Here is a 22,651-nt window from a genome sequence, read left to right as displayed (position 1 = left end):
AACCATGCACGCGGCCAATTCAGCAGCGATTGCAGGACAAGTCGTCTGCGGTCTAAGGCGGCAGTATGGAACTCGCCCCTTCCCCCCTCGCCCGCCCCTTCCCAGACATCCCCGCCATCGACGGCGTTACCCTGCGCATTGCGCGCGCCCGGTACAAGGATTGGGACCGGTGCGACCTAACCTTGGTAGAGGTAGCCGAAGGGACAGGCGTAGCCGGCGTCTTCACTCGCAACGTCTGCTGTTCGAGCGAAGTCGAACTGGGTCGCCAGCAGGTGAAATCGGGCAAAGCGCGCGCGCTGGTCGTCAATGCGGGTAATTCCAACGCCTTTACCGGGTATCGGGGACGCGAGGCCGTGGAACAGATCATGGGGCAAGTGGCGGGCGGGCTCGGCTGCGCTCCTTCGGAAGTGTTCGTCTCGTCCACAGGCGTCATCGGCGTGCCTCTGCCGAAGGACAAGGCGCGCGCGGGCATCGCCGCGGTCTTAGATGCTCAGCCCTGTTCGTGGGAAGATGGCGCGAACACCATCGCCACCACCGATACCTTCCCCAAGGGTGCCCATGCCGCGGCGATGATCGGCGATGTGCGGGTCGAGGTGGCGGGTATCGTCAAGGGCAGCGGGATGATCGCGCCCGACATGGCGACAATGCTCGGCTACATCTTCACCGACGCGGCGGTCGCACCGGCATTCCTGCAGGAATGTCTTAGCCGCGCCAACGCTGGCACGTTCAACGCGATCACCGTTGATAGCGACACCTCCACCAGCGACACCGTGTTGCTCTTCGCGACCAGGAAGGCGGGCAATGGCGCGCTCCAGAACTGGGACAGCACCGGTGCGGACGCGTTCTACGCCGCCGTCGAGGAAGTATGCCGCAAGCTTGCGCAGTTGGTCGTGCGCGACGGGGAAGGCGCACAGAAATTCATCACCGTGCAGGTGTCAGGCGCCATGTCGGATGAGAGCGCGCACCGTGTCGCGCTTGCCATCGCCAACTCGCCGCTCGTCAAGACTGCGATCGCGGGCGAGGACGCGAACTGGGGCCGCGTGGTCATGGCAGTGGGCAAGGCGGGCGAACCGGCCGACCGCGACCGCCTCTCGATCGGATTCGGCGGGCATTGGGCCGCACGCGAAGGCCAGCCGGTGAGCGATTACGATGAAGCGCCGGTGGCGGAGCATCTGAAGGGAAGCGAGATCAGCGTCGAGGTCGATCTGGGCCTTGGCGAAGGCAGCGCAACCGTGTGGACCTGCGATCTCACCCACGGTTACATCTCCATCAATGCGGACTACCGGTCGTGAGCGTGCTCGATCGCGAAATCCTCGCGCTGGTGCGGCGTGCCACCGAAGAGGTCATCCTGCCGCATTACCGCAACCTCGGAGAGGCGCAGGTCGAGGAGAAGGCCCCGAACGACCTCGTCACCGCCGCCGACCGCGAAAGCGAGGCATTGCTCGCGGAAGGACTGGCGAAGCTCAACCCGGGCATTGCGATCGTCGGCGAGGAAGCTGCCGACGCCGACCCGGGTGTGATGGACCGGCTCGCAGGCCCATGCTGGATCATCGATCCGATCGACGGCACGAACAACTTCGCGAACGGCCGGGCGCCCTTCGGCATACTCATCGCGCTGGCCGAGGACGGCATCGCGCAATCCGGCTGGATCTACGATTGCCTTACCGGTCGCTTCTGCGCGGCTCATCGGGGAAAGGGTGCCTTCGTCGGAGGCGATCGTATACAGGCGCGCGCCACCGGCGAAACGCCGCCCGTAGCGGCTATTTCGACCGTTTTCCTCGACCTCTCCGAACGCGAGGCCATCCGCGAGCATATCGCGCCCTACTATCACATGGTCGACATTCCACGCTGCGCTGCCGAGCAATATCCGCGGCTCGCGCTGGGCGAAAACGACGTGTCCGTGTTCAACCGAGCCTTGCCATGGGATCACGCCGCCGGCGCGCTATGGTTGAACGAGGCGGGCGGCATGGTGGCCCGACCCGACGGCGCACCCTATCGGGTGGACGAATGGGAACGGACCGGACTGATCGGAGCCGCCACGCCTGCGCTGTGGGAAGAGCTGACCGAGCGGCTCCGCAACATTTCCTAAAGCTGCTGTTCGATCCAGCCCTTCAGCTGGTTTTTCGGGGCGGCACCGCGCATGTTCGCCACGGGCTCTCCATTCTTGAAGAGCAACAGATAGGGGATCGCCTGCACCCCGAAATTGCTGGCGGTGTCGGTGTTGGCCATGATGTCGACCTTCGCGATCGTGACCTGATCGCCAAGTTCTTCGCTAATTTCCTCCAGCGCCGGCGCGATCATCTTGCACGGGCCGCACCAGTCCGCCCAGAAATCGACCAGCACGGGCTTGTCGGATTCTAGGACATCGGTCTGGAAGCTGTCGTCTGTTACGGTCTTGGTCGCCATGGAATATCTCCTTCTACTGCCCAATCTAGGGCCTCGCTCACCCTACTCAAGCGGTTCCTCGGCAAAGGGTTTCTGCTCGTCCGGCAAGCCGGGCTGGTGCGCGGTCAGCATGTCTGCGGGAATAGCGATCAGTCGCGGCGTTTGCGTATAGAGCAGGGCGGCGGCGACCTCACGATCAGGATAGACGACGCGCAGGGCCGCGGCATACGCGCCCATCTGCGCTAAGGTGGCAGCAGGTACGGTCTCGAGCGAAACCGGCGGGCGGCGTGCCGTCTTGAAATCGATCACCGTGACCTTTTCGGCGGTGACCAGCAGGCGATCGGCCGTCCCCGCGATCACCTGTTCGCCGACCACAGCCGCCAACGGAACCTCCGCGAGAGCATCGGGGCCGAACACGCCGGCGAACAATGGGTCGTTCAGCACCGTGAGCGCACTCTCGAGAACTTCGGCGCGGACTTCTTCCGACAGGTCGGGTGCCTGGCGCTCCAGCCATTCGGCACCCTTGGTTCGTCGATTATCGGGAGCGATATCGGGCAGGCGCTCCAGCAGGCGATGAATGACGACACCGCGCCGGGCGGCCATCGCCAGAGCGTCCGCTGGCAGTGGCGGGTCCGAACCTCGATCTTCTCCCGCGCCGGATGGGGCCAGAGGCCGCGGTGGACGCGGTTCGGGACCGATCGACTTCGTTGCCCATGCGGGAAGGACGATTGGTTCCGCCGCGCTTGCCACGTTGTCGCTTGGCGCCGGAGCCGGAAGAGCGCCCCATTCGCGCCGTGCACCCCAGATCGGATCGGCCAATTCGTAGCCATCGAACAGCGGGGCGAGCCGGGCATACCAGCTGTCGGGGGCCGGCTCTTTCTCCGTTACCCCCAGCGCGCCCCCGATATAGAGGGCTTCTTCCGCACGGGTCATGGCGACGTAGAGCAGGCGCCAGTGCTCCTTGCGTTCGGCAGCGCGCGCCGCATCCTCCGCGATTGCGATCGGGCCGACCTTGTGCTCCTTCGACAGCGGGGGCAACGGTACGACCTTTCCGCTCTCCTCCTCGTCCAGCGACAGATCGCGGACCGGGGAGCGGTCGGGATCGCCGGTCGCGTCTGCGAGGATGACGATCGGTGCCTGCAGCCCCTTGGACCCGTGTACCGTCATCACCCGTACCAGCCCCTCGCTAGCACCGGCCTCGCGCTTCAACTCGCCCTCCCCCGCGTCGAACCACTGGATGAAGCCCGGCAGGCTGGCGGTGTGGGCGGCGGAATAGGCGAAGGCCGCGTTTATCAGTTCGTCGATCGGATCGTTCGCCTCGCGGCCGAGACGCGCGACCAGTTTGCGCCGCCCCTCCCACGGCCCGGTAAGCATCCAGTGCAGCAGCGCCTCAGGCGGTTCGTAATCGACCCGCGCCAGCAAAGCGCGCAATCGCTCGACCGTTTCCGCTACGAAAGGCGAATCGCTGCTGCGCAGGTGACTCCACAGTCGGACATCCTTGTCGCGGCGGACATGGGCGAGCAGGTGCTCCTGTGTCCAACCGCCCAGCGGCGAGACCAGCAGATTGGCGAGACTGAGATCGTCGAGCGGCTGCGCGGCGAAGCGCAGCGCCGCCATCAGGTCCTTGACCGCCAGCGGTGCACCCAACCGCAGCCGGTCGACCCCGGCAACCGGAACGCCCGCCGCATGCAGGCGCGCGACGATCAGCCCGGCCAGAGCCCGGCGCTTGCGCACCAGCACCATGATGTCGCCCGCCTGCGCATTGCGATGTTCGCCCTTCGCCAACGGATGCCCATCGCGCAGCCATGCCTTCACCTGCGCCGCGATGCGGTCCGCCATCTCGCGCTCGGGGGCCGGTAGCCATTCGTCGGAAACTCCGTCATTGCCATCTGGAGTATCCTCGTGCGGATCGCCGCCAACCTTCACCGGCTGCCAGGCCGCGACCAGACCCGGCCTATCCTCTCCCGAATGCGGTTCAGGAGCCTCGGTCAGGCCGAGCTGATCGCCTCCGATCGCCTCGATCGCTGCATCGACGAAATCCAGCACCGGTTGGGCCGTGCGAAAGCTCCGGCCCAGTCCGAAAGCTTGCAGGCTGCGCAGGGCAAGGGGCGGCGCCTCCCGCAACGCGCTCATATTAGCTAGCGCCGCCTCGATCTCGCGCGCATAGACTTCCTTCTGCGCGGCGAAATTCTCCGGACTGGTCCCCTGAAAGCCGAAGATGGCCTGCTTGTAATCGCCGACCACGAAAATGGTGCGCAGATCGCCATCACGTTGGCCCAGCCCGGTGAAGAAGTCGCCCGTAAGCGCGCGCACAATTGCCCATTGTGCTGCGTTGGTATCCTGCGCCTCGTCCACCAGGATATGATCGAACTGGCGATCGAGCTTGTAGCGGATCCAATCGGCCAGGCCCGACCGCGTCAGCAAATCCGCCGCGCGGCGGATCTGGTCGTCGAAGTCGATGAAACCCTCCCGCCGCTTCGCCTCGTCCCAGGCCAGCGCGAACCTGCGCCCGAGCGAGAGAGCAGGCACCAGCCATTCCGACAGCGCGAGCAGCGCCATGCGGGAATTGATGGCCTCGATCGCCGCCAGTACCGCTAGGGCGTGGCCTTCATAGGACGGATCGCGTTTGGCAATGTGGTTGAGGTTCTTGGGCGTCGCTTCCCAGCTTTTCGTGAAGAGCGTACCGTAGAAATCGCCGAGCGTCGCGAGCCGATCCGCCGCGTCCCGCCCCAACCATGCTTCGATCGCCGCGGCACCTTCGCGACCCCCTTTCGTGTCCCATTCGGCCAGGGTCGAAAGGCAGGCCCGCAACGCCCCGCAATCGAAGGTATCGTCCTCGCACATCGCCGCGATCTGCGCTTCGTCGCAATCGGATGGCAAACCCAGCAGGCGCAGCACGCGCGGGCGCAGGTCGCCCTGCCAGCCCGTAGGGCCGGTCCACAGGTCGAGCGCGTCTGCGCATGACATCAGCCATGCCTTGGCACCATCCGCGCCCAGACGAATGGACAGCATTGCCAGCGCATCCGTGTCCTCCGGCAACGGGTCGGCCAGCAGCTCGGCGAGAACCTGCCGGGCCAACAGCAGCCGGTCGCGGTCCTCCATCGCGCGGGTGCCCGGTTCCAGACCCGCCTCTTCCGGAAAGGCGGCCAGCAGCCATTGCGAGAAAGCATGAATAGTATCGATTCTGAGACCGCCGCCGGGGCAATCGAGCACACGAGCGAAAAGCGTTCGCGCCAGCGCCCGCGTCCGCTCGTCCGCAGGCGCGCCGATCGCCAGGAGATCGGCGCCGAGCGACGTGTCCCCCATGCGCACCCAACTCGCCAGCACTTCGTTGACCCGCGTCGCCATTTCCGCGGCGCCAGCCTTGGTAAAGGTAAGACACAGGATCGATTCGGGCGGGTTGCCAGCCAGCAGCAGGCGCAGCACCCGGGCGGATAGGACCTGGGTCTTTCCGGTACCGGCGCTGGCCGACAACCAGACGCTGTCCTGCGGATCGACCGCGAGAGCCTGGTTCGCCTTGAGCGGGAAGACCAGTCCCCGGCTCACGCGCGCTCCTCCAGACCCAGCCACTCGTCCAGCCGCATCAATTGATCGTAAGTGTCATAGCCGGCAGCGTCCGGATTTAGGCGAGCGGTGAAAGGCTCCACACCCAGGATCCATCGCTCGAGCGCGTCGTCCAGAAAGTCAGCGGCACGTGGCAGGAATTCCTCCGGCGCAATTCCGGTACGCGCCGCCCCTGTTTTTACGGGGGCCTCGATATAGCCGAAGCCGGTATCCGACCGACCCTTGTAGTCCTTGCCCAGCGACCAGTATTCGAACAGTTCGGCGCGGCCCGCTATACCATGCTCGGTGAAGCCGCCCGCTTCGACCATTAGTCCCAAGGTTCCGAGCTGTAAGGCATAACCGCGTTCCACCTGCGCCTTGGAAGGTGGTCGACCGGTCTTGTAATCGACCACTGCAAGACCGCCCGTCCCCAACCGGTCGAGCCGGTCGATCCGGCCAAATATATCGACGCCCTTGCGCTGGAACGAACCCCATTTTTCGAACAGGACCGGCTTGCGCTCCGGCGTTTCCGCTATCGTGTTTTCCACCCATTCGAGCGCCCGGAGCAGGCGCGGCTCCCACAGCGCACGGGTCAGCGGGTGATGGTCCATCCGCTGCAATTCACGCTGCGCGACAGCGAACAGCGCACCCCCCCTCTCATGCCATTTCTGCAGGATATCGTGAACCACCTCCCCTTGCCATGCCGGGGTAGGCTCTGCGTCGAGCGTGTCGATCTCCTGCAGGCGCAATATGGTCGAGGCATAGAACTGATAGGGATCGGATCGAAGCCGGTCGAGCGCGGTGACGCTGATCCTTACCCGTCGATCATCTGGGGCGGGGATAGGCACTGGGCGCGCATAGGGGGGCGCAGGTTCTTCATCATCGACAGCGCGCGCCAACCGGACCAGCGCGGTCTCCTGATGCCGTGGCAGAAGTTCGCCCAGCAAAGCCTTTGCGCGAAGAAGAAATCGCGAAGGTATCGTCGGCCCTTCGGTATCGCGCGCTGCGCGGGTGAGCAGCACTTGCGACGCGCCCATCGCAGCGGCGAGGTCGTGCGCGGCCAATCCGATGCGAAAATCCACCCCCGGAACGCCCAGAGCACGCAGAACGGTGGGAGCAAGCAGCGGATCGACTGCCGGGCGCCCTGGCCATCGCCCTTCGTTCAGCCCGGCGCAAATGACGAGATCCGCGCGCGTCATCCGGCTTTCCAGTAGGCCGTAGATGGCGATACGCGGATGCCCTCCATAGGGCGGTCGAACCGCGATCGCCTCCATCGCGTCTGCAAGGATCGCGTGCAGGTCGCGCTGATCGACGGTCGTTTGCACAGCTCGCGCCTGGAGCCGCACATCGTCGACGAAGGTAGAGAGTGCCCTGCCGTCCTCGCGCGACCAGAGCACCTCTCCGCACAGATCCTCGCCGACGCTCGCGAGCCGGTCGAGCAGCTCGGCCAGCGGCGCCGGATCTCCGTCCGTAAAGAGCGGAGCGATGATACGCGCAGCCTCCGCCCACCAATCCTGCGTTCCGGAATTGGCGGCGACGGTTTCCAGTGCCTGCAGTCCGGCTGCCGGCCGGGGGCCGCGCAAGGCGAGTTCGAACCGACGCAAGCGAGCGAGCCATTCTCTTCGCGCTTGCGGATTGCCCCCACGCACCAGCGGATGGCCGAGCAATCCGATCATCGGCACCGGGGCACCGCCCTCCGAAATCGCTTCGGCCATTAGCAGAAACAACCGGCCGGCTGCGGTCTGGGAAAGCGGTCGCCCCGCGCTGTCGTCCGCTTCGATATTCCATCGCCGCAAATGCTGGACCACGCGCCTCGCCAGGGGGCGATCGGGGGTAACCAGTGCAACCCGCTTCTGCGGTTCTTCCAGAGCCTCGCGGATAGCCAGCGCGATTGCCTGCGCTTCTTCCTCCGAAGTCGCAGCCTCCAGAACCCGCACGCCTGCAAGGCGGCGTTTTTCCGCAGCAAGATCGATCCAGCCCCTGCTCGCTTCGGGTGGCAGGAACAGCGCGCTGATCGCATGGCTGCGCTCAGGCCGGGCCGCTCCGGCTCCGCGCCGGTGCCATGGTCTCACTTCCCCTCGCCCAACACCCATGCGGTTGAGCAGGAGTTTCAGGTGATATTGCGGATGCGTCACCGCGTCGCCCCGGGCGAAGGGCGGATCGCCTGGACTGGGCGCTTGGCCCGCTCGACCAAGTTCCGTCCATACCTTCTCGTCCATCGTCAGGTCGAGGTCGGGGAGGATGACGGCTCCATCCGGCAAATCAGCGATTACGCGCAACAGCCGTGCTAGCGCCGGAGCGCTACTGGTGACGCCCGCTGCAACGACCGGCCCAGTGGGCGGATCCGTCTTCCAACGCCGCGCTGCGTGCGCGAACAGCCGATTGCGCCGCTCCGCGGCTTCGATCCGACCTTCCGACTCCAGCCACGAAAGCCAGTGCGCCTGCACGATGGCGAAGCGGCGCAGCGAGTCCTGCCAGTGACCCGCTAGATCGCCCAGCAGGTCCAGCACCGCATCGCCGCGCAGCGCCTCCGGCGCGATATTCTCGACCAGCAAGCGGTCCATGACTCGCGCCATGTCGCGCGCAAGGCGGTAGAGCGCGGGGCCTCGCGGTGCATCGTCTCCGAACTCGCGCGCAATGATCTCGGCAAGCATCAGCCAGCGCCGGGTCGGATCGATCGCAGGCGAAATCTCCGTGGCGCCCAGCGGATCGATCAGCGGCCCGAGCGCCTCGTCCAGGTCCAGATCGCCCACCGCGGCCATGCGCGGTAGCAAGGTGCCTTGTGCCCCCTCGTCGGTCAGGTGCCTGATGAAGGCTTCGGTCACGTTGCGGACCGACCGGCTACTCGGCAGAAGCAGCGTCAGCCGCGCCAGACCGAGATCGGGGTCGCGATAGCGCGGCACCACGCCGGCCACCAGTGCATCGGCGAATCCCCGGTGCGCGGCAATGGAATAGACGTGCGGATGTGTGGCCTCAGCCACTAGCGAGAACTTCCTCGGTCGGTCGGATCGCTTCCGGCGTGCCAACTTCGAACCACAATCCATTGAAAGGCAAACCGAAAAGCCGCTCTTCCTCAATCGCCCGCTGCCACAGATGCATAGTTCCGAACCGCCCTTCCGGAGCGTCGCGCAAGAGGCGATGGCTGACTATCTGGATGCCCGTATAGATGAACGGCGCGATACGTCCGGGGCGGCGCAAACTGATCTTGCCGCGCGGATCGAGATGAAAATCTCCCACGCCCTTGAAATTCATCGCACGCGAATGAGGGACCACCAGCAACAGCGCATCCATTAGCTCGGGATCCCACCGGCTGGAGAGCTCGGCAAAGGCATTGACCGGCCCGTCGAGCCAGATGTTATCCGAATTCAGACAGAAGAACGGGTCGGGCAGCAAACCTTGCGCCTTTACCATGCCCCCACCTGTCTCGAGCAGTTCCTCCCGCTCGTCCGAGATCAGGACCTCAGGAGTCCGACGCGCGCGAAAATGTGCCTGCAGCGCATCGGCAAGGTAATGGACGTTCACGACGGCCCGCGCCACGCCCGCTTCGGCCAGACGGTCGAGGCCATGATCGATCAAGGGTTTTCCCGCGACCCGCACCAGCGGCTTGGGTTGCGCCGCTGTGAGCGGGCGCATTCGCTTGCCGAGCCCCGCCGCCATGACCATGGCGGTATCGGAAATGAGTCCGCTCACTGCAGCTCACCGCCGAAATTGTCGCGCAGATAGCGCGGAATATTGGCGTCGAACCAGCGGGCGACAGGCGCAAGCGCGGCATGTTCCAGGTCACGCTCCATCGCTTCCCACACGCGGGGGATCATCGCGAGGTAACGCGCTTTCCCGTCGCGTTTCCAAAGCCGGGTGAATATGCCGACGATCTTGGCGTTCCGCTGCGCACCCAGGATGGCGTAATGGGCAACGAAGTCGTCTCCGGGTGCCGCCGCATTCACGTACCGTTCGAACATCCGCCGCTCGAGGTCCGGCGTGACATCGCGGCGCGCGTCTTGCAGCAGGGATACGAGATCGTAGGCCGGATGGCCGACCCGCGCATCCTGGAAATCGATCAGTCCCTGCGCGCCCCGTCCATCGGGAGCGGGGTCCAGCAGCATGATGTTCTCCGCGTGATAATCGCGCAGGACGGTCACGCCCGGCTGCTGCCGATCGCCTAATGGAGAAAGCACTTCGCGCCACGCTCCGTCGAACCCCTCGCTGTCGACGTCCAGCCCCATAGCCGGGCAATACCATTCAACGAACAGGCGCGATTCGCGCAGATATGTCGCCATGTCGTATGGCCGAAAGGGGCCCGCCCGCATGCTCGCCAGCGAAACCAGCGTATCGACGGCCGTCGTGTAGGCACCGTTTTCCGCATCGGGGTGGGTATCCAGCCAGTCGCGCATCCGGTCGTTGCCGAAATCCTCGCTCAGGATCCACCCCCCCTCCAGGTCCTCGGCCAGGATTATGGGCGCGCGCAGGCCCTGCGCGGAAAGCCATTCGGCCACCGCGAGAAACGGACCGGGATTTTCGCGCGGCGGCGGGGCATGCATCAGCATGGCGCACTCGTGCCCTTTGCGAAGCCGAAAGTAGCGCCGGAAGCTGGCATCTCCGGGAATCGGGTCGACGTCGGCTGCGGCCCATCCGGCTCGGTCAAGGAAGTCGGTGGCACCATTTGGCAACAATACGTGGGATTCGTTCATGGCAGCCGCTCTAGCCAATCACTATTGCCTTCGACAGAGGCGACGCGGCCTTCTTCGGTAAAATCGAGTGTGACGCTGAGGCAGCCCGACTCATGCGTGAAGCCTCCCGCTCGCTCGGGCCATTCGGCCAACAGCACAGCGCCCTGTCGATAATCGTCAAGTCCAATCTCCTCCAACTCATCCGGCGTTTCCAACCGGTAGAAATCTGCGTGCACCGCCGGAATGCGGAGCGCCTCGTACAACTCGACGATGGTAAAGGTAGGTGAGGGTATCTCGCCGCTCTGGCCGAGAAATCGCAGGATGAAGCGCGCGAGGGTCGTTTTGCCGGTCCCGAGCGACCCGGAAAGCGCCAGCGCATCGCCCGCGCGCAGCCGCTCGGCAATCCGCCCGGCGAAGCTCTCCATCGCCGCAAGATCGGGCAGCTCGACTTCATAGGAACTCATGTGAGCGAGATTTCCGCTATCGTGCCCGAGCCCTTCTTCGACCGGATTTGGAGCGTTCCGCCTTGCGCTTCGATCAGCTGGCGGGACAGCGGAATGCCCAGCCCCTCCCGTCGCTCCATCCGGCCCTCGTCAGTCGGTGCCAGACCTTCCTGGGCACGGCGCAGCTGGGCCTCGTCCATTCCGGCACCGCGATCGGAAATCGAAATTCGCGTTGCACCCTTTTCTCGACCGATCTCGATCGCGATGCGATCGCCGTGCGAACTGGCCGCGATCGCGTTGTCGAGGAGATGGCCGATCGCGCGGGCAAGTTGTCGCGGATCGGCTTCGACGCGTACTCTAGCCCCGCCAAGCAGGTCCAGCCGCAGCCCCGCCTTGGTGATCGCCTCTTCGCGCTGGCGCACGGTGCGGGCGACCAGCGGCTGCAATTCGACGCTCTGCTTGGAAACCGGAAGCAACCCGGCCTCGCTCTGAGAGAGATCCAGCACGTTTTCGACCTGCTCCGTCAGCCGGGCGACGGAGTCGATGATCGCGGTCACGTATTCGCGCGCCTGCTCGCTCATGTCTCCGGCGACGCCCGATTCCAGTAGCTCGGCGAAACCGCCGATGGACGTCAGCGGCGTGCGAAACTCGTAAGACATGTTGGCGAGAAAACGCGTCTTCACCTGGTCAGCCTGCTCCAGCGCTTCTGCCCGCTCGCGCAGCGCGGTCTCTGCCTGCTCGTTCGCCGTCACATCCAGCGTGGTCAGCAGTCCGTTCCCATCGGGCAGTGGAACGCCGGCGAATTCCAGCGTGCGTCCATCCGCCATCTGTACCCGTCCGGCGCGTTCCTTACGGTCTAGCGTGGCGGACCGGATCACCTCGCCGATGCTCTCGGCCTGCCTGGGACGCACGAGGCCGCGACCGATCTGTTCCAGCAGCCTATCGGCGGTCGGATGATCATCCAGCCTGTCGGGCGCGATCCCCCAGGTGGTGGGAAAGCTCCTGTTCCAGAGCTGGAGATGCCCATCGGGCGCGAAAACCGCCAGAGCCTCGAACAAGCTGTCGACCATCGCGGTTCGCGTGCGCAGCAGCGTGTCGCGCGTTGCGGAAAGCGCCAGCTGCTCGGTCCGATCTTCGGCGATGAGAGCCAATCCGCCATCGGGCATCGGCTGGGCGACGACCCGCAGATGCGTGCCATCGACCAGCGGCCAGGCCTCCTCCTGCGGCTCGCTGGCGGCGAACCATTCCTCGTGTTCCGCCCGCCAGGCCGGAAAATCCCTAACTTCGGGCAAGCGGCCCGCGTCGCGCGCGTCGGAGAGAAAGCGTTTGAAGGAGCTGCCGATGGGTTCCGCACCGCTCGAAAGGGCGAAGGTGCGCCGGAAAGGCTGGTTCGCGAAGGCGAGCCGACGGTCGGAATCGAATTGAGCGACGCCGATCGAAAGCCGGTCCATCATCGAACGTTGCGCCCGGGCATAGGCGCGGTGCGCCCGGCCGCGCTCCTCCATTTCCTCGACGTCGACCGCGTAGCCCGCAATGCCTTCTTCGCCCAGCGGCAGGTCGGACACCCGCAGAGCACGTCTCGCGCCATGGATTGTCGCCTGCACGGTTCTCTTGACCGCTTCGTTACGCTTCGCCGCGTCGAGCGCCACGGAGACGGCACTCTGCCCTTCGACAGCTTCGACCAGCTCGATCTGGTCTTCCACCACCGCATCCGCGCTTTCGGCCCCCACCGCATCGACATAGGCGCTGTTGACCAGCCGCAGCTTTCCGTTCGTGCCGCGAAACCACATTGGAATTGGCGCCGCCTCTATGAGGCCGACCAGCGCGGCGAAATCGCCCTTCGCCCGAGCGGTTTCGGAGCGCATGCGCGATAGCTCGGTCTCGCTTTCGGAAAAGTCGAACACCCAGACGAGCGCCGCGCCACCCGGCGAGACTTGCGGATCGGCGAGCTGGCCGCGCAGGGCGAGGCTGCGCTGCGATCCGGGCACGGTCAGCGCCATGCGGAAAGGGGTCGCCGTTTTCTGGGTACGCCGGACGTTCTCGGTCAGCTCGGCTAACTGATCATCGGACAGGCCGCGATCGTCACCCGGTGCGAGTTCCCCCAGAAAGTCCGGCAGCCGATCGAGCCCGAACCATCGCGCCAACCGGTCCGAGCCCTCGATCCGGCTGTCCGCGCGCACCAGCAGCGCGATCGCCGGTGCCTCGTCCAGCATCCGCGCCATCCGCCGCGCGGCGGAACGACTTTTGCCCGCCTCGCGCGTCCGGTTGCCCGCGCGGATCATCAGCCATGCGGCCCCCACCGTCCAGGCGGCAAGCAGCAATCCGATCAGGACCAGTGCGGTAGGGGCGATCTCCATCCCGTTTCAGCTATGCCGGTGGCGCGGGCGATGCAACTGGCCCCAAATGAAAAGCCCCCGCAAATGCAGGGGCTTTCCGGACGCATTAACCTTGCGCGCGTTCAGTAACGGTAGTGCTCTGGCTTGAACGGGCCCTCTACAGGCACACCGATATAGTCGGCCTGCTTCTGGCTCAGCTTGGTCAGCTTCACCCCCAGCTTGTCGAGGTGGAGCGCCGCGACCTTCTCGTCGAGATGCTTGGGCAAGACGTAGACGTCGTTCTGATAGGCATCGTCGTTCTTCCACAGTTCTATCTGCGCCAGCGTCTGGTTCGTGAAAGAACAGCTCATCACGAAGCTGGGGTGACCCGTCGCGCAGGCGAGGTTCACCAGACGCCCGCGGGCGAGAACAATGATCTCCTTGCCGTCGGGGAACTTAACCACGTCGGTGCCGGCTTTCAGTTCCTTCCACTCGTAATTGTCGAGCGCGGAAATCTGGATCTCGGAATCGAAGTGGCCGATATTGCACACGATCGACATCGGCTTCATCGCCTTCATGTGTTCGGCGGTGATGACGTCCTCGTTGCCCGTGGTGGTCACGAAGATGTCGGCGCGCGTCACCGCCTCATCCATCGTCACGACCTCGAAACCTTCCATCGCCGCCTGCAGCGCGCAGATCGGATCGATCTCTGTCACCAGCACGCGCGCCCCGCCATTGCGGAGCGACTGGGCGCTGCCCTTGCCGACATCGCCATAGCCCGCGACGCAGGCAACCTTGCCGGACAACATCACGTCGGTCGCACGGCGGATCGCGTCGACCAGCGATTCGCGGCAGCCGTAGAGGTTGTCGAACTTCGACTTGGTCACGGAATCGTTCACGTTGATCGCCGGGAACGGCAGCTTTTCCTGCTTGGCGAGGTGGTAGAGGCGGTGCACGCCGGTGGTGGTTTCCTCCGACACGCCCTTGATCGCCTTCACCGACTTGGTGAGGTAGCCCGGCTTCTCCTTCAGGAAAGCCTTGAGCGCACGCTGCATCTCGATTTCTTCGGCGTTCTGCGGAGCGGGCATTTCTTCGCCCGCCTCGATCCGCGCGCCCCACAGGGCGAACATGGTCGCATCGCCGCCATCGTCCAGGATGAGGTTCGCGGTAAGGTCGGCATCGTCGTCGGTCGACCAGTCAAAAATCTTGCCGACATAGTCCCAGTAATCGGCCAGCGTTTCGCCCTTTACGGCAAACACCGGGATGCCCTGGTCGGCGATGGCGGCGGCGGCGTGATCCTGCGTCGAGAAGATGTTGCAGGTGGCCCAGCGCACCTCGGCGCCCAGCGCCACCAGCGTCTCGATCAGCACCGCGGTCTGGATCGTCATGTGCAGCGAGCCGGTGATGCGCGCGCCCTTCAGCGGCTGCGCCTCGCCAAATTCCTCGCGCAGGGACATCAGGCCCGGCATTTCGGTTTCGGCGATGGCGATCTCGTCACGCCCGTACTGGGCGAGGCTGAGGTCCTTGACGATGTAATCCTGCGTGTCGGCCACGAGTGAAACTCCTCGAAAAAATCGTAAGTCGCGAGCGCCGTCGGGGCGCGTTCGCTTGCGGGCCGCGACTTAGCGAGCGTGCTGCGCCAAGGCAAATATAAAGAAAGCTTTATATGATGCGTCGTTGTCTCGTCGCAATTGCCCTCTATATCGGGCGCGAACCGCTAGACCTACGAAAGGAAATTACGCGATGACCATCAGCAAAGGCGACACCATCCCCGACGTGAAACTGGTGAAAGCGACCGAAAGCGGTCCGGAACAGGTCCAGTCGAAGGACTTCTTCGCCGGGCGCAAGGTCGCGCTGTTCGCGGTCCCGGGGGCCTTCACCCCGACCTGCTCCGCCAAGCACCTCCCCGGCTTCGTCGAGAAGGCGGACGAGCTGAAGGCGAAGGGCGTGGACGAGATCGCCTGCACCAGCGTGAACGACGCCTTTGTCATGGGTGCCTGGAACAAGGCCGACGGCGGCGAGAACATTACCATGCTGGCCGACGGCAACGGCGACTTCGCCGAGGCGCTGGGCCTGACCATGGACGGAACCGGGTTCGGCATGGGCCAGCGCAGCCAGCGCTATTCGATGATCGTCGACGACGGCAAGGTGGTCGAAATGAACGTCGAGCAGCCGGGCGATTTCTCGGTCAGCAGTGCGGAGCACATGCTCGGCCAGCTCTGAGCTTCCAGACTATCCAACGCAGGCCGGGGCGGGAAACCGCCTCGGCCTTTTTCGTGCGCCCTATCCGGCGGCATTTCAAGGTGACGAAGGTGACAGGGCGTCACTTTCGGATCGCCCCTCGTATCCCTGACAATTCAATACCATACACCCGCGATCGATGTGCGGACGGACAGGATGCGCGAGCCGCGACAAACGCGCGAGGCAGACCGACGATGAAAAAGAGCCGATCCGCAGCTACAAAGCGCCAGGGGTGTAGGAAAGCCCCCAGCTCCGGAGCCGTGACGATGCGGCCGCTCCTCAATACCCCATCAGCTTCAGCACTTCCTCGCGGCTGCGGTGATCGTCGCGGAAGGCCCCGCGCATTTCGGAGGTGACCATGGTGACGCCGGGGGTGCGCACCCCGCGCGCGGTCATGCAGGCGTGGCTCGCCTCTATCACCACGGCGACGCCTTGCGGTTCGAGGTGATCCCAGATGCAGTTCGCCACTTCCGCCGTCAGCCGTTCCTGTACTTGTAGGCGACGCGCAAAGCCGTGGAGCACGCGGGCCAGCTTCGATATGCCCACCACCCGATCGACCGGCAGGTAGGCGATCGCCGCCTTGCCGATGATGGGCGCCATGTGGTGTTCGCAATGGCTCTGGAAGGGGATATCCTTCAGCAGCACAATCTCGTCGTAGCCGCCGACTTCCTCGAACACGCGGCGCAGATGGATCGCCGGATCCTCGTCGTAGCCCTGGCAGTATTCCTTCCACGCCCGCGCCACGCGCGCCGGTGTATCGCGCAAGCCCTCGCGCGCGGGATCGTCCCCTGCCCATTCGATCAGGGTCCGAACTGCGTCCTGGACCGTTTCGGGAACCGGCGGTTTCGCCAGGGGATCGTCTTCGTCGGGGCCGACCAGGCTGCTCATTTGCGTTTCCTCTTCAATCGATCGCGTAACCGGCCGAGCCTGCTTCCGTCGCGGAACAGCCCGCCATGCGCATAGGGTTCGAACATATCCTCCGGCTTCTCCGGATCCAACAGCTCCGATCCGGCAAGCGTCTGCTCGATCTCTCCCAATTCGGGAATTTCGAACGGGCGCAATTGCCGCTCCCCGCTACTGCCCAGTTGTGCGATCGCCTGGTGCATCGACCGGGTTTCCTTCAGCCTCCGGTCCATCACTTCAGGCTCCACGCCGCAGTGTTCCGCGAGGAGATTTACCCGAATCGTGCGGATACATGTTTCGATATCGCGCCCGGCATTGGCTGGTCGTTCGCAATCGATGAACACATCGCATTCGCTATCGAGCCCCAGCGAGCGGTTGTTCATGTTGGCCGAGCCGATCCTCAGGATGCGATCGTCCACGATCATCAGCTTCGCATGGACGTAGATCGGCGTTTCGCCGGCCCACGAGACATACAGCGAAAACCGCTTCTTCGGATCGTTCGCGGCGATCATCCGGGCGAGCGCCGATCGCGCGTGATCCATCGCCTGCTGTTCCAGCCACCCGTCGGCATGGATGGGATGGACCAGCACGATCTCCGGCGGATCGTCCTCGTCCAGGCGCTCCACGATCGCCTCCGCGATCTTGCGCGACGTGAAATACTGGTTCTCGATATAGAGGAACTCGCGCGCACCCGCGATCTGCGCCAGCACCAGCGTCTCGATCTCGTTGATCGGGGTGACGTCGTTGTATTTGGCGCGGGTTCGCGAAATGCCGACTTCGACATCTTCGAAATCCGCAGTCAGCTTGTCCGGCCAGATGCTTTCCTGCTCTTCATGGTCGAGTTGCGGATACGTTTTACCGCCTGCGCATTCCCACCGGCTGCGGCACAGATCGGCCAGTGCGCCCGCCACCTCGCCTTCCATCATCATGGTGATGTCGTGCCAGGGCCCGTAAAGGCGGCCGTGGGGCCGACGGCGGCGCTCGTCGTGTTCCCGGTGCTCGCGCGTGTCCCAGCGGTCGTGGGTCAGGTCGATACCGCCGCATACCGCCAGCGAATCGTCGAGCACCCCGATCTTCTGGTGGTGGCTACAACCGAGCGGATGCTGCGTATCGAACTTGAAGCTGATCTGCCGCTTTGGCCACATCCGCGCGATGTCCAGCGCCATGGAGCCGCGCGCCGCGAACTGCACGATCGACAGGCCCCATTTGAGCACGAGGATGTCCAGACCGTCGCGGTGGCGCGCCAGCCACAGGAAGAAGCTGCCCAGGCGAGAGGGGTAGGACGAATCCTTCGGTCGTTCGTACCAGCGTCGCCCCTTGGTTAGATGGATCCGGGTGTCGAAGTCCCACCCGATCAGCATGATGCGCCGCCGGGCCTTCAGCATCGCCTGCTGCATATGCGCGAAATAGGATTCCGCATCGATGATGACGCTCAGGCGCTGCGCTTGGGCGTACCGCCATACACCCGGTTCGACCGAATCGTCGCCCTCCGGGCCACCCTCGTCCAGGCACGGCTGGCTCATGCGATACCTTTGCGACATTCGCGCGGATCGAGGTGCGGGATCGATACGGAGAGGTTTTCCCGCGCTTTCGCCCGAAACTCCGGTCGGCGGCATGGCTGCATCGCGTTCGCTCCCCGCTCCAAACGAAACAGCCCGGCCTCGCACAAGACAAGGCCGGGCTGGTTGTGGTGCGCCCGGAAGGATTCGAACCTCCGACCACCTGATTCGTAGTCAGGTACTCTATCCAGCTGAGCTACGGGCGCCCGTGGAGGGGGGCACATAGGGGGGCATTTCCGGCTTGGCAAGGGCGATCCGCGCTATCTTTGCCGCGCACGGCGCAGCAGGTCGGCGGCCAGCGCCCGATCGGCCGGAGCGAGATCGAGTTGCGGGATAGCGGCAGGGTCGCACCAGCGCAGCGTACCGCCCTCGCGCGGCTCAGCGATGCCAGTGTAACGCTGGCAGCAGAACAGGAGCAGGAGCAGCTGCGGTCGCGCCCTCGCCGCATCCGGTTCGATCACGACAAAACCCGCGGGCTCCAACGAATCGGCTAATAGAGAAAGGCCGGTCTCCTCCATGATCTCGCGGCACAGCGCCTGCTCTACGGTTTCGCCCGGCTCGACCTTGCCGCCGGGAAACTCCCACAGCCCTGCATTGGCCTTGCCCGCAGGGCGGCGATGCATCAGATATCGGCCTCGCTCATCCGCTATCGCCGCGGCGGCGACCGGCAGCGGGCGCTCCAGTGGTGGCGAAGTCACGACGACCCCCTAACTTGCACGTTTTCGAACGAACGATTTGGTTCCCGAGCACTTAGGACTTTTTCAATCAATACTGCGTACTCCTGCACCCACTCGTTCAGGCAGGGGCCTGGTACGGGTCGGGTACCGAAGACTATACCAGGAGACGACACATGAAATTCTTCAACAAGCTGATCCGCGACGAAGAGGGCGCGACCGCCATCGAATACGGTCTGATCGCCGCCCTGATCGCGGTTGCCGCGATCGCCGCCATGAACTCGCTCGGCGGCGAACTGACCGACACGTTCAACAACGTGTCGAAGAACCTCGACACCGCGCAGGGCACGACCGGTTCGGGCTACAAGGGTAAGAACACGCCGAAGTAAGCTTCGCAAGCGAGACAAGAGAAAGGGCGGCGGGAGCGATCCCGCCGCCCTTTTTCGTGCGTGGCCCACGCGCCTAGTTGGCGCGGACGACGATCTTCACCTTCTGCCCGGGGCGCAGGCTGTCGGATTGGCCCAGCCCGTTCAGCACGCGGAAGCGCTGCTCCTGCGCATTGCTGTAGGCCATGCGGCGTGCGAGCGACGCGACGCTGTCGCCGCGGCCGACCGTCACCACATCGATCCGCCGCGGGACGACGTTCGACGCCTCCTGCGCGCTGATCCGGCGCATCGATTCGAACATCGGAGTGAACACCCCGCTCCGCCCGGCGGGCGTGATTGCTTGGAAATGATAGGCGCGGTCGTTGGCGAACTCGTAGGCGAAGACGATCACATCGACCTGACCGCTCTGGGTATTGGTACGCGCCACGCCGTAGGCGGCGGGAATGCCGTTCACCGTAGTCCGCTGGATCGAACTGGGGGCGAGGTTCGTCTGCTGCCCGCCCAGCTTCGCGAAGGCCGACCGGATGTAGTTTTCGAGGCTGCCATTATAGGGCGCGAAAGTTAGCTGCGCCTGCCCGCTTTGCCCGTTGATCGACACCGCCTGGGTGCTGTTGACCATGTAAAAGCCGTTCGGCGCGCGGAACGATAACCGCAGCTCCGGCTGGATGAAGGTGTCGCCTTCGATCACGCCCTGCGCGGGATCGTCGCCATACAGCAGGCCGTCGATACGGCTGAGGAACGTGTCCCGGTTGGTGATCGTGCCGGGCAGGCCCTGCGCCTGTGCCCGCGCCGCCTGGACGCGGCTGGCGGGATCGGGGTGGGTCGATGCCCATTCCGGAACGGTGGCGTTCTGCCCCTTCAGCGCAGCGTCGAGATTGTTTTGCAACGCCAGGCTGTAGAGCACGGTGCTCATCGCCGTGGGATCGTAGCCCGCGCGGCTGAGATAGGTGATGCCGAGCTGGTCCGCCTGCGTTTCCTGCTCGCGCGAATATTTCAGCGTCACCAGCTGTGCGATCTGCTGCGAGCCCTGCGACAGCAGCCCGCCCAGCCCGTCGCTACCGAGCAGCACTTGCGAGAGGATGGAGCCGACCGCGCCCAGCAGCGCGTTCTGCTGCGCTTTGGCCTGGCGCCGCTGCGAATGGCGGGCGGCGACGTGGCCGACCTCATGGCCCAACACGCCTGCCAGTTCGGCTTCGTTGTTCATCAGGCCGACCAGCTGGCGCGTGGTGTAGATATAGCCGCCCGGAATGGCGAAGGCGTTGTTCACCGAACTGTTGAGCAGCGCGACGGTGAAGTCCTCCCGTGCGTTGCCGAGCCCGGAATGCACCGCGATGTTCTTGCCCACCCCTTCGACATAGGTGGCGGTCGGGCCGGTCATGCGACCGCCGAACTGTTGCAGCAGCTCCGGATTCGCCTGGGCACCCATCTGCGCCTCTTCCGGCGTGATCGGGGTGGACGCGCTGGGCACGTTGCCGCCGCCTCCGGGAAGAGCGGCACAGGCGGACAGGGTCGCAGCCAGCGCGACACCCGAAACGGTGGACAGAGTTTTACGAAACGGCATGAATTATCCCCTTGTTACAAGAGGCATCCTAGCCCTGGCGGGCCCCACCATTCGCCTCTCTCGGGACACAAAGCGTTCGCGGCGCGGCAGGGTTCCCGCACTCGACAGGCGAGTGGTTAACCGCCGATGCGCAGAAAGCGCTCCTCGCGGGTCTTTCGCAAATCGGCGGGATCGCGTCCGGCCAGCTGGTCGAGCTCTTCCGCGATGGTGGAGGTCAGCGCCTGGATCGTGCCTTTCGCATCGCGATGCGCCCCGCCCACCGGTTCCGGAACGATCCGGTCGATCACGCCGAGCTTCTCGAGATCCTGCGCCGTGACCCTCATCGCCTGCGCCGCCTCCGGCGCCTTCTCCGCGGTGCGCCACAGGATCGAGGCGCAGCCTTCGGGAGAGATCACGGAATAGACCGCATGTTCCAGCATGAGGACGCGCTCGGCACTCGCCAGCGCGACCGCCCCGCCCGATCCGCCTTCGCCCACGATCGTCGCGACCATCGGCACCGGCAGCGCAAGGCATGCCTCCGTCGCGCGCGCGATCGCTTCCGCCTGGCCGCGCTCTTCCGCCTCCACGCCCGGGAACGCGCCCGAGGTATCGACCAATGTCACCACCGGCAGGCCGAACCGCCCTGCCAGTTCCATCAGGCGGATCGCCTTGCGATAGCCTTCCGGCTTGCCCATGCCGAAATTGTGTCGCAGCCGGGTCTCGGTATCGTGCCCCTTCTCGTGCCCGATCAGCATCATGCGGCGACCGCCCAGCGTGGCGAAGCCACCCATGATGGCCTCGTCTTCGCCGAAGTTGCGATCGCCGCCCAGCGGCACGAACTCCTCGAAGCCATTCTCCACGAAATCGCGGAAATGCGGGCGCTTGGGATGCCGCGCGACCTGTGTCTTCTGCCACGGCGTCAGCGAAGCATAGATGCCGGCGAGCATGTCCGCGCTTTTCAGCTCGAGCCTGCGCAGTTCGTTAGAGATATCGACATCGTCACCTTGTGCCGCGGCGCGCAATTCGGCGAGCCGGGTTTCAAGCTGGGCGACGGGTTTCTCGAAGTCGAGATAGGCGTTCATGCAGTGTCCGCTAACCGCCGGAACCGCGTTCGGCAAGCGGATGTCGCTCGTTCACGAGTGCGACCAGCCGCGCGGCGTCGACATGGGTGTATATCTGCGTGGTCGCGATATCGGCGTGGCCAAGCAACGTCTGAAGTAGCCGCAGATCGGCCCCGCCCTCCAGCAGATGGGTTGCGAAGGCGTGGCGCAGGACGTGCGGACTGATCTTCGCCGGATCGATGTCCGCGCGGGCGGCCAGCTCCTTCAACAGCTGGAACAGCCGGACACGCGTCAGATGTTTCTTGCGGGAGGGGAACAGGAAAGGTCCGCTCCCTTTGCGCACCTTCAACCATTCGGAAAGCGCCTGCGTCGCGCGGCGGCTGACCGGCACCATGCGCGCCTGCCCGCCCTTCCCCGTTACTGTCAGGAACGGCGCGTCGCGCGGGACCGCCGCCAGCGGCAGCGACACCAGTTCGGTCGCGCGCAGCCCCGAGCCGTAGAGCATTTCCAGCAGGGCGAGCAGCCGGACGGCTCGCGGTTCGCCCGACGCGGCGCTGGCTTCCGCAGTGCGGAAAAGCGCATCAATCTCTTTATGCGAAAGGATGCGGGGCAGCGGCCGCCGGATAGCGGGCTGCGGCAGCGCGGTACTGGGATCGTCCTCCCGCAGCCGCTCGTCGAGCAGGAAGCCGTAGAACTGGCGCAGCGCAGAGGCCTTGCGGGCCACCGTGGCGGGCGCGAGAGACGCCCAGGCATTGCCGAGCCGCCGCAAATCCTCGCGATCCGCCTGACCCAGCGGACCAACGATCTCGGCGGCACCGGCCAGATCGCGGCGATAGGCGGCGATCGTGTTCGCGGCCGCCCCGCGTTCGGACGCCATCATGGCGAGGAATTCGGCGACCGGATCGGTCCCGCCTGCGGCCTCGCCGGATTTCAT

18 protein-coding genes and 1 tRNA gene are annotated in these 22,651 nt (G+C 65.0%); 4 read left to right on the top strand and 15 right to left on the bottom strand.

Translation table 11 applies throughout. The annotated features are described in order from the left end of the window. The first annotated feature begins 65 nt into the window (after window positions 1-65). Complete coding sequence (argJ, locus tag F7D01_RS13555) at window positions 66-1,292, top strand: bifunctional glutamate N-acetyltransferase/amino-acid acetyltransferase ArgJ (RefSeq protein ID WP_215227987.1); 1,227 nt, start codon at window positions 66-68, stop codon at window positions 1,290-1,292. Then, window positions 1,289-2,089 (top strand): inositol monophosphatase family protein, encoded by an 801-nt coding sequence (locus F7D01_RS13550; RefSeq protein ID WP_215227986.1) that lies wholly within the window; start codon window positions 1,289-1,291, stop codon window positions 2,087-2,089. Before argJ ends, F7D01_RS13550 begins: the two co-directional genes overlap by 4 nt. Here the strand turns inward: F7D01_RS13550 and trxA are convergent. From trxA to ahcY, 8 genes are all read right to left on the bottom strand, one after another. Then, window positions 2,086-2,406, bottom strand: coding sequence for a thioredoxin (gene trxA / locus F7D01_RS13545; protein ID WP_215227985.1), 321 nt, complete (start codon window positions 2,404-2,406; stop codon window positions 2,086-2,088). The two genes, F7D01_RS13550 and trxA, sit on opposite strands and share 4 nt — an antisense overlap. Window positions 2,407-2,448: 42 nt before the next feature. Further along, window positions 2,449-5,931 carry a double-strand break repair helicase AddA gene (gene addA / locus F7D01_RS13540; RefSeq protein ID WP_215227984.1) on the bottom strand — a complete coding sequence of 1,161 codons (3,483 nt, stop codon included), beginning with the start codon at window positions 5,929-5,931 and terminating at the stop codon, window positions 2,449-2,451. Then, complete coding sequence (locus F7D01_RS13535; RefSeq protein WP_251566896.1) at window positions 5,928-8,909, bottom strand: PD-(D/E)XK nuclease family protein; 2,982 nt, start codon at window positions 8,907-8,909, stop codon at window positions 5,928-5,930. Before F7D01_RS13535 ends, addA begins: the two co-directional genes overlap by 4 nt. Further along, window positions 8,902-9,618, bottom strand: coding sequence for a nucleotidyltransferase family protein (locus F7D01_RS13530; RefSeq protein WP_215227982.1), 717 nt, complete (start codon window positions 9,616-9,618; stop codon window positions 8,902-8,904). Before F7D01_RS13530 ends, F7D01_RS13535 begins: the two co-directional genes overlap by 8 nt. Next, window positions 9,615-10,616, bottom strand: coding sequence for an aminoglycoside phosphotransferase family protein (locus tag F7D01_RS13525; protein ID WP_215227981.1), 1,002 nt, complete (start codon window positions 10,614-10,616; stop codon window positions 9,615-9,617). The genes F7D01_RS13530 and F7D01_RS13525 overlap by 4 nt, the downstream gene beginning before the upstream one ends. Further along, window positions 10,613-11,059, bottom strand: coding sequence for a tRNA (adenosine(37)-N6)-threonylcarbamoyltransferase complex ATPase subunit type 1 TsaE (gene tsaE / locus F7D01_RS13520; protein ID WP_215227980.1), 447 nt, complete (start codon window positions 11,057-11,059; stop codon window positions 10,613-10,615). Before tsaE ends, F7D01_RS13525 begins: the two co-directional genes overlap by 4 nt. Next, window positions 11,056-13,395 (bottom strand): PAS domain-containing sensor histidine kinase, encoded by a 2,340-nt coding sequence (locus tag F7D01_RS13515; protein WP_215227979.1) that lies wholly within the window; start codon window positions 13,393-13,395, stop codon window positions 11,056-11,058. Before F7D01_RS13515 ends, tsaE begins: the two co-directional genes overlap by 4 nt. A 101-nt stretch (window positions 13,396-13,496) precedes the next feature. Continuing rightward, a complete protein-coding gene (gene ahcY, locus F7D01_RS13510) occupies window positions 13,497-14,906 on the bottom strand; it encodes an adenosylhomocysteinase (RefSeq protein ID WP_215227978.1) in 1,410 nt (469 codons plus the stop codon). Window positions 14,907-15,096: 190 nt separating this feature from the next. On the opposite strand from ahcY, the gene F7D01_RS13505 reads away from it, so the two are divergent. Next, window positions 15,097-15,576 (top strand): peroxiredoxin, encoded by a 480-nt coding sequence (locus F7D01_RS13505; RefSeq protein WP_215227977.1) that lies wholly within the window; start codon window positions 15,097-15,099, stop codon window positions 15,574-15,576. 297 nt (window positions 15,577-15,873) lie between these two features. Here the strand turns inward: F7D01_RS13505 and folE are convergent, their stop codons facing one another. The 4 genes from folE to F7D01_RS13485 form a co-directional block, all read right to left on the bottom strand. Next, window positions 15,874-16,482 (bottom strand): GTP cyclohydrolase I FolE, encoded by a 609-nt coding sequence (folE, locus tag F7D01_RS13500; RefSeq protein WP_215227976.1) that lies wholly within the window; start codon window positions 16,480-16,482, stop codon window positions 15,874-15,876. Continuing rightward, window positions 16,479-18,020: a phospholipase D-like domain-containing protein gene (locus F7D01_RS13495; RefSeq protein WP_215227975.1), complete on the bottom strand. Its 1,542-nt coding sequence runs from the start codon at window positions 18,018-18,020 to the stop codon at window positions 16,479-16,481. The genes folE and F7D01_RS13495 overlap by 4 nt, the downstream gene beginning before the upstream one ends. A 165-nt stretch (window positions 18,021-18,185) precedes the next feature. Beyond that, window positions 18,186-18,262: transfer RNA gene (locus tag F7D01_RS13490), tRNA-Arg, on the bottom strand. Between the two features lie 54 nt (window positions 18,263-18,316). Further along, window positions 18,317-18,754, bottom strand: coding sequence for a (deoxy)nucleoside triphosphate pyrophosphohydrolase (locus F7D01_RS13485; RefSeq protein WP_251566894.1), 438 nt, complete (start codon window positions 18,752-18,754; stop codon window positions 18,317-18,319). 152 nt (window positions 18,755-18,906) lie between these two features. Here F7D01_RS13485 and F7D01_RS13480 point away from each other — a divergent pair, with 152 nt between their 5' ends. Then, complete coding sequence (locus tag F7D01_RS13480) at window positions 18,907-19,119, top strand: Flp family type IVb pilin (RefSeq protein WP_215227974.1); 213 nt, start codon at window positions 18,907-18,909, stop codon at window positions 19,117-19,119. A 73-nt stretch (window positions 19,120-19,192) separates the two neighbouring features. Here the strand turns inward: F7D01_RS13480 and F7D01_RS13475 are convergent, their stop codons facing one another. The 3 genes from F7D01_RS13475 to F7D01_RS13465 form a co-directional block, all read right to left on the bottom strand. Beyond that, window positions 19,193-20,677 (bottom strand): M48 family metalloprotease, encoded by a 1,485-nt coding sequence (locus tag F7D01_RS13475; protein ID WP_215227973.1) that lies wholly within the window; start codon window positions 20,675-20,677, stop codon window positions 19,193-19,195. Window positions 20,678-20,793: 116 nt separating this feature from the next. After that, window positions 20,794-21,738 carry an acetyl-CoA carboxylase carboxyltransferase subunit alpha gene (locus F7D01_RS13470; protein ID WP_215227972.1) on the bottom strand — a complete coding sequence of 315 codons (945 nt, stop codon included), beginning with the start codon at window positions 21,736-21,738 and terminating at the stop codon, window positions 20,794-20,796. Window positions 21,739-21,748: 10 nt separating this feature from the next. Next, window positions 21,749-22,651 carry a tyrosine recombinase gene (locus tag F7D01_RS13465; protein WP_215227971.1) on the bottom strand — a complete coding sequence of 301 codons (903 nt, stop codon included), beginning with the start codon at window positions 22,649-22,651 and terminating at the stop codon, window positions 21,749-21,751.

It is taken from the genome of Erythrobacter sp. 3-20A1M, assembly GCF_018636735.1.
Taxonomy (GTDB): domain Bacteria; phylum Pseudomonadota; class Alphaproteobacteria; order Sphingomonadales; family Sphingomonadaceae; genus Alteriqipengyuania.
This window is presented reverse-complemented; position numbering and strand designations above follow the sequence as displayed.

What these genes read in the sequence shown, in the direction of transcription:
- F7D01_RS13505 (WP_215227977.1), top strand. Translation starts at nt 15,097, where the DNA reads ATGACCATCAGCAAAGGCGACACCATCCCCGACGTGAAACTGGTGAAA.
- F7D01_RS13465 (WP_215227971.1), bottom strand. Translation starts at nt 22,651, where the DNA reads ATGAAATCCGGCGAGGCCGCAGGCGGGACCGATCCGGTCGCCGAATTC.
- F7D01_RS13525 (WP_215227981.1), bottom strand. Translation starts at nt 10,616, where the DNA reads ATGAACGAATCCCACGTATTGTTGCCAAATGGTGCCACCGACTTCCTT.
- tsaE (WP_215227980.1), bottom strand. Translation starts at nt 11,059, where the DNA reads ATGAGTTCCTATGAAGTCGAGCTGCCCGATCTTGCGGCGATGGAGAGC.
- F7D01_RS13515 (WP_215227979.1), bottom strand. Translation starts at nt 13,395, where the DNA reads ATGGAGATCGCCCCTACCGCACTGGTCCTGATCGGATTGCTGCTTGCC.
- argJ (WP_215227987.1), top strand. Translation starts at nt 66, where the DNA reads ATGGAACTCGCCCCTTCCCCCCTCGCCCGCCCCTTCCCAGACATCCCC.
- folE (WP_215227976.1), bottom strand. Translation starts at nt 16,482, where the DNA reads ATGAGCAGCCTGGTCGGCCCCGACGAAGACGATCCCCTGGCGAAACCG.
- F7D01_RS13480 (WP_215227974.1), top strand. Translation starts at nt 18,907, where the DNA reads ATGAAATTCTTCAACAAGCTGATCCGCGACGAAGAGGGCGCGACCGCC.
- F7D01_RS13470 (WP_215227972.1), bottom strand. Translation starts at nt 21,738, where the DNA reads ATGAACGCCTATCTCGACTTCGAGAAACCCGTCGCCCAGCTTGAAACC.
- F7D01_RS13475 (WP_215227973.1), bottom strand. Translation starts at nt 20,677, where the DNA reads ATGCCGTTTCGTAAAACTCTGTCCACCGTTTCGGGTGTCGCGCTGGCT.
- trxA (WP_215227985.1), bottom strand. Translation starts at nt 2,406, where the DNA reads ATGGCGACCAAGACCGTAACAGACGACAGCTTCCAGACCGATGTCCTA.
- F7D01_RS13495 (WP_215227975.1), bottom strand. Translation starts at nt 18,020, where the DNA reads ATGAGCCAGCCGTGCCTGGACGAGGGTGGCCCGGAGGGCGACGATTCG.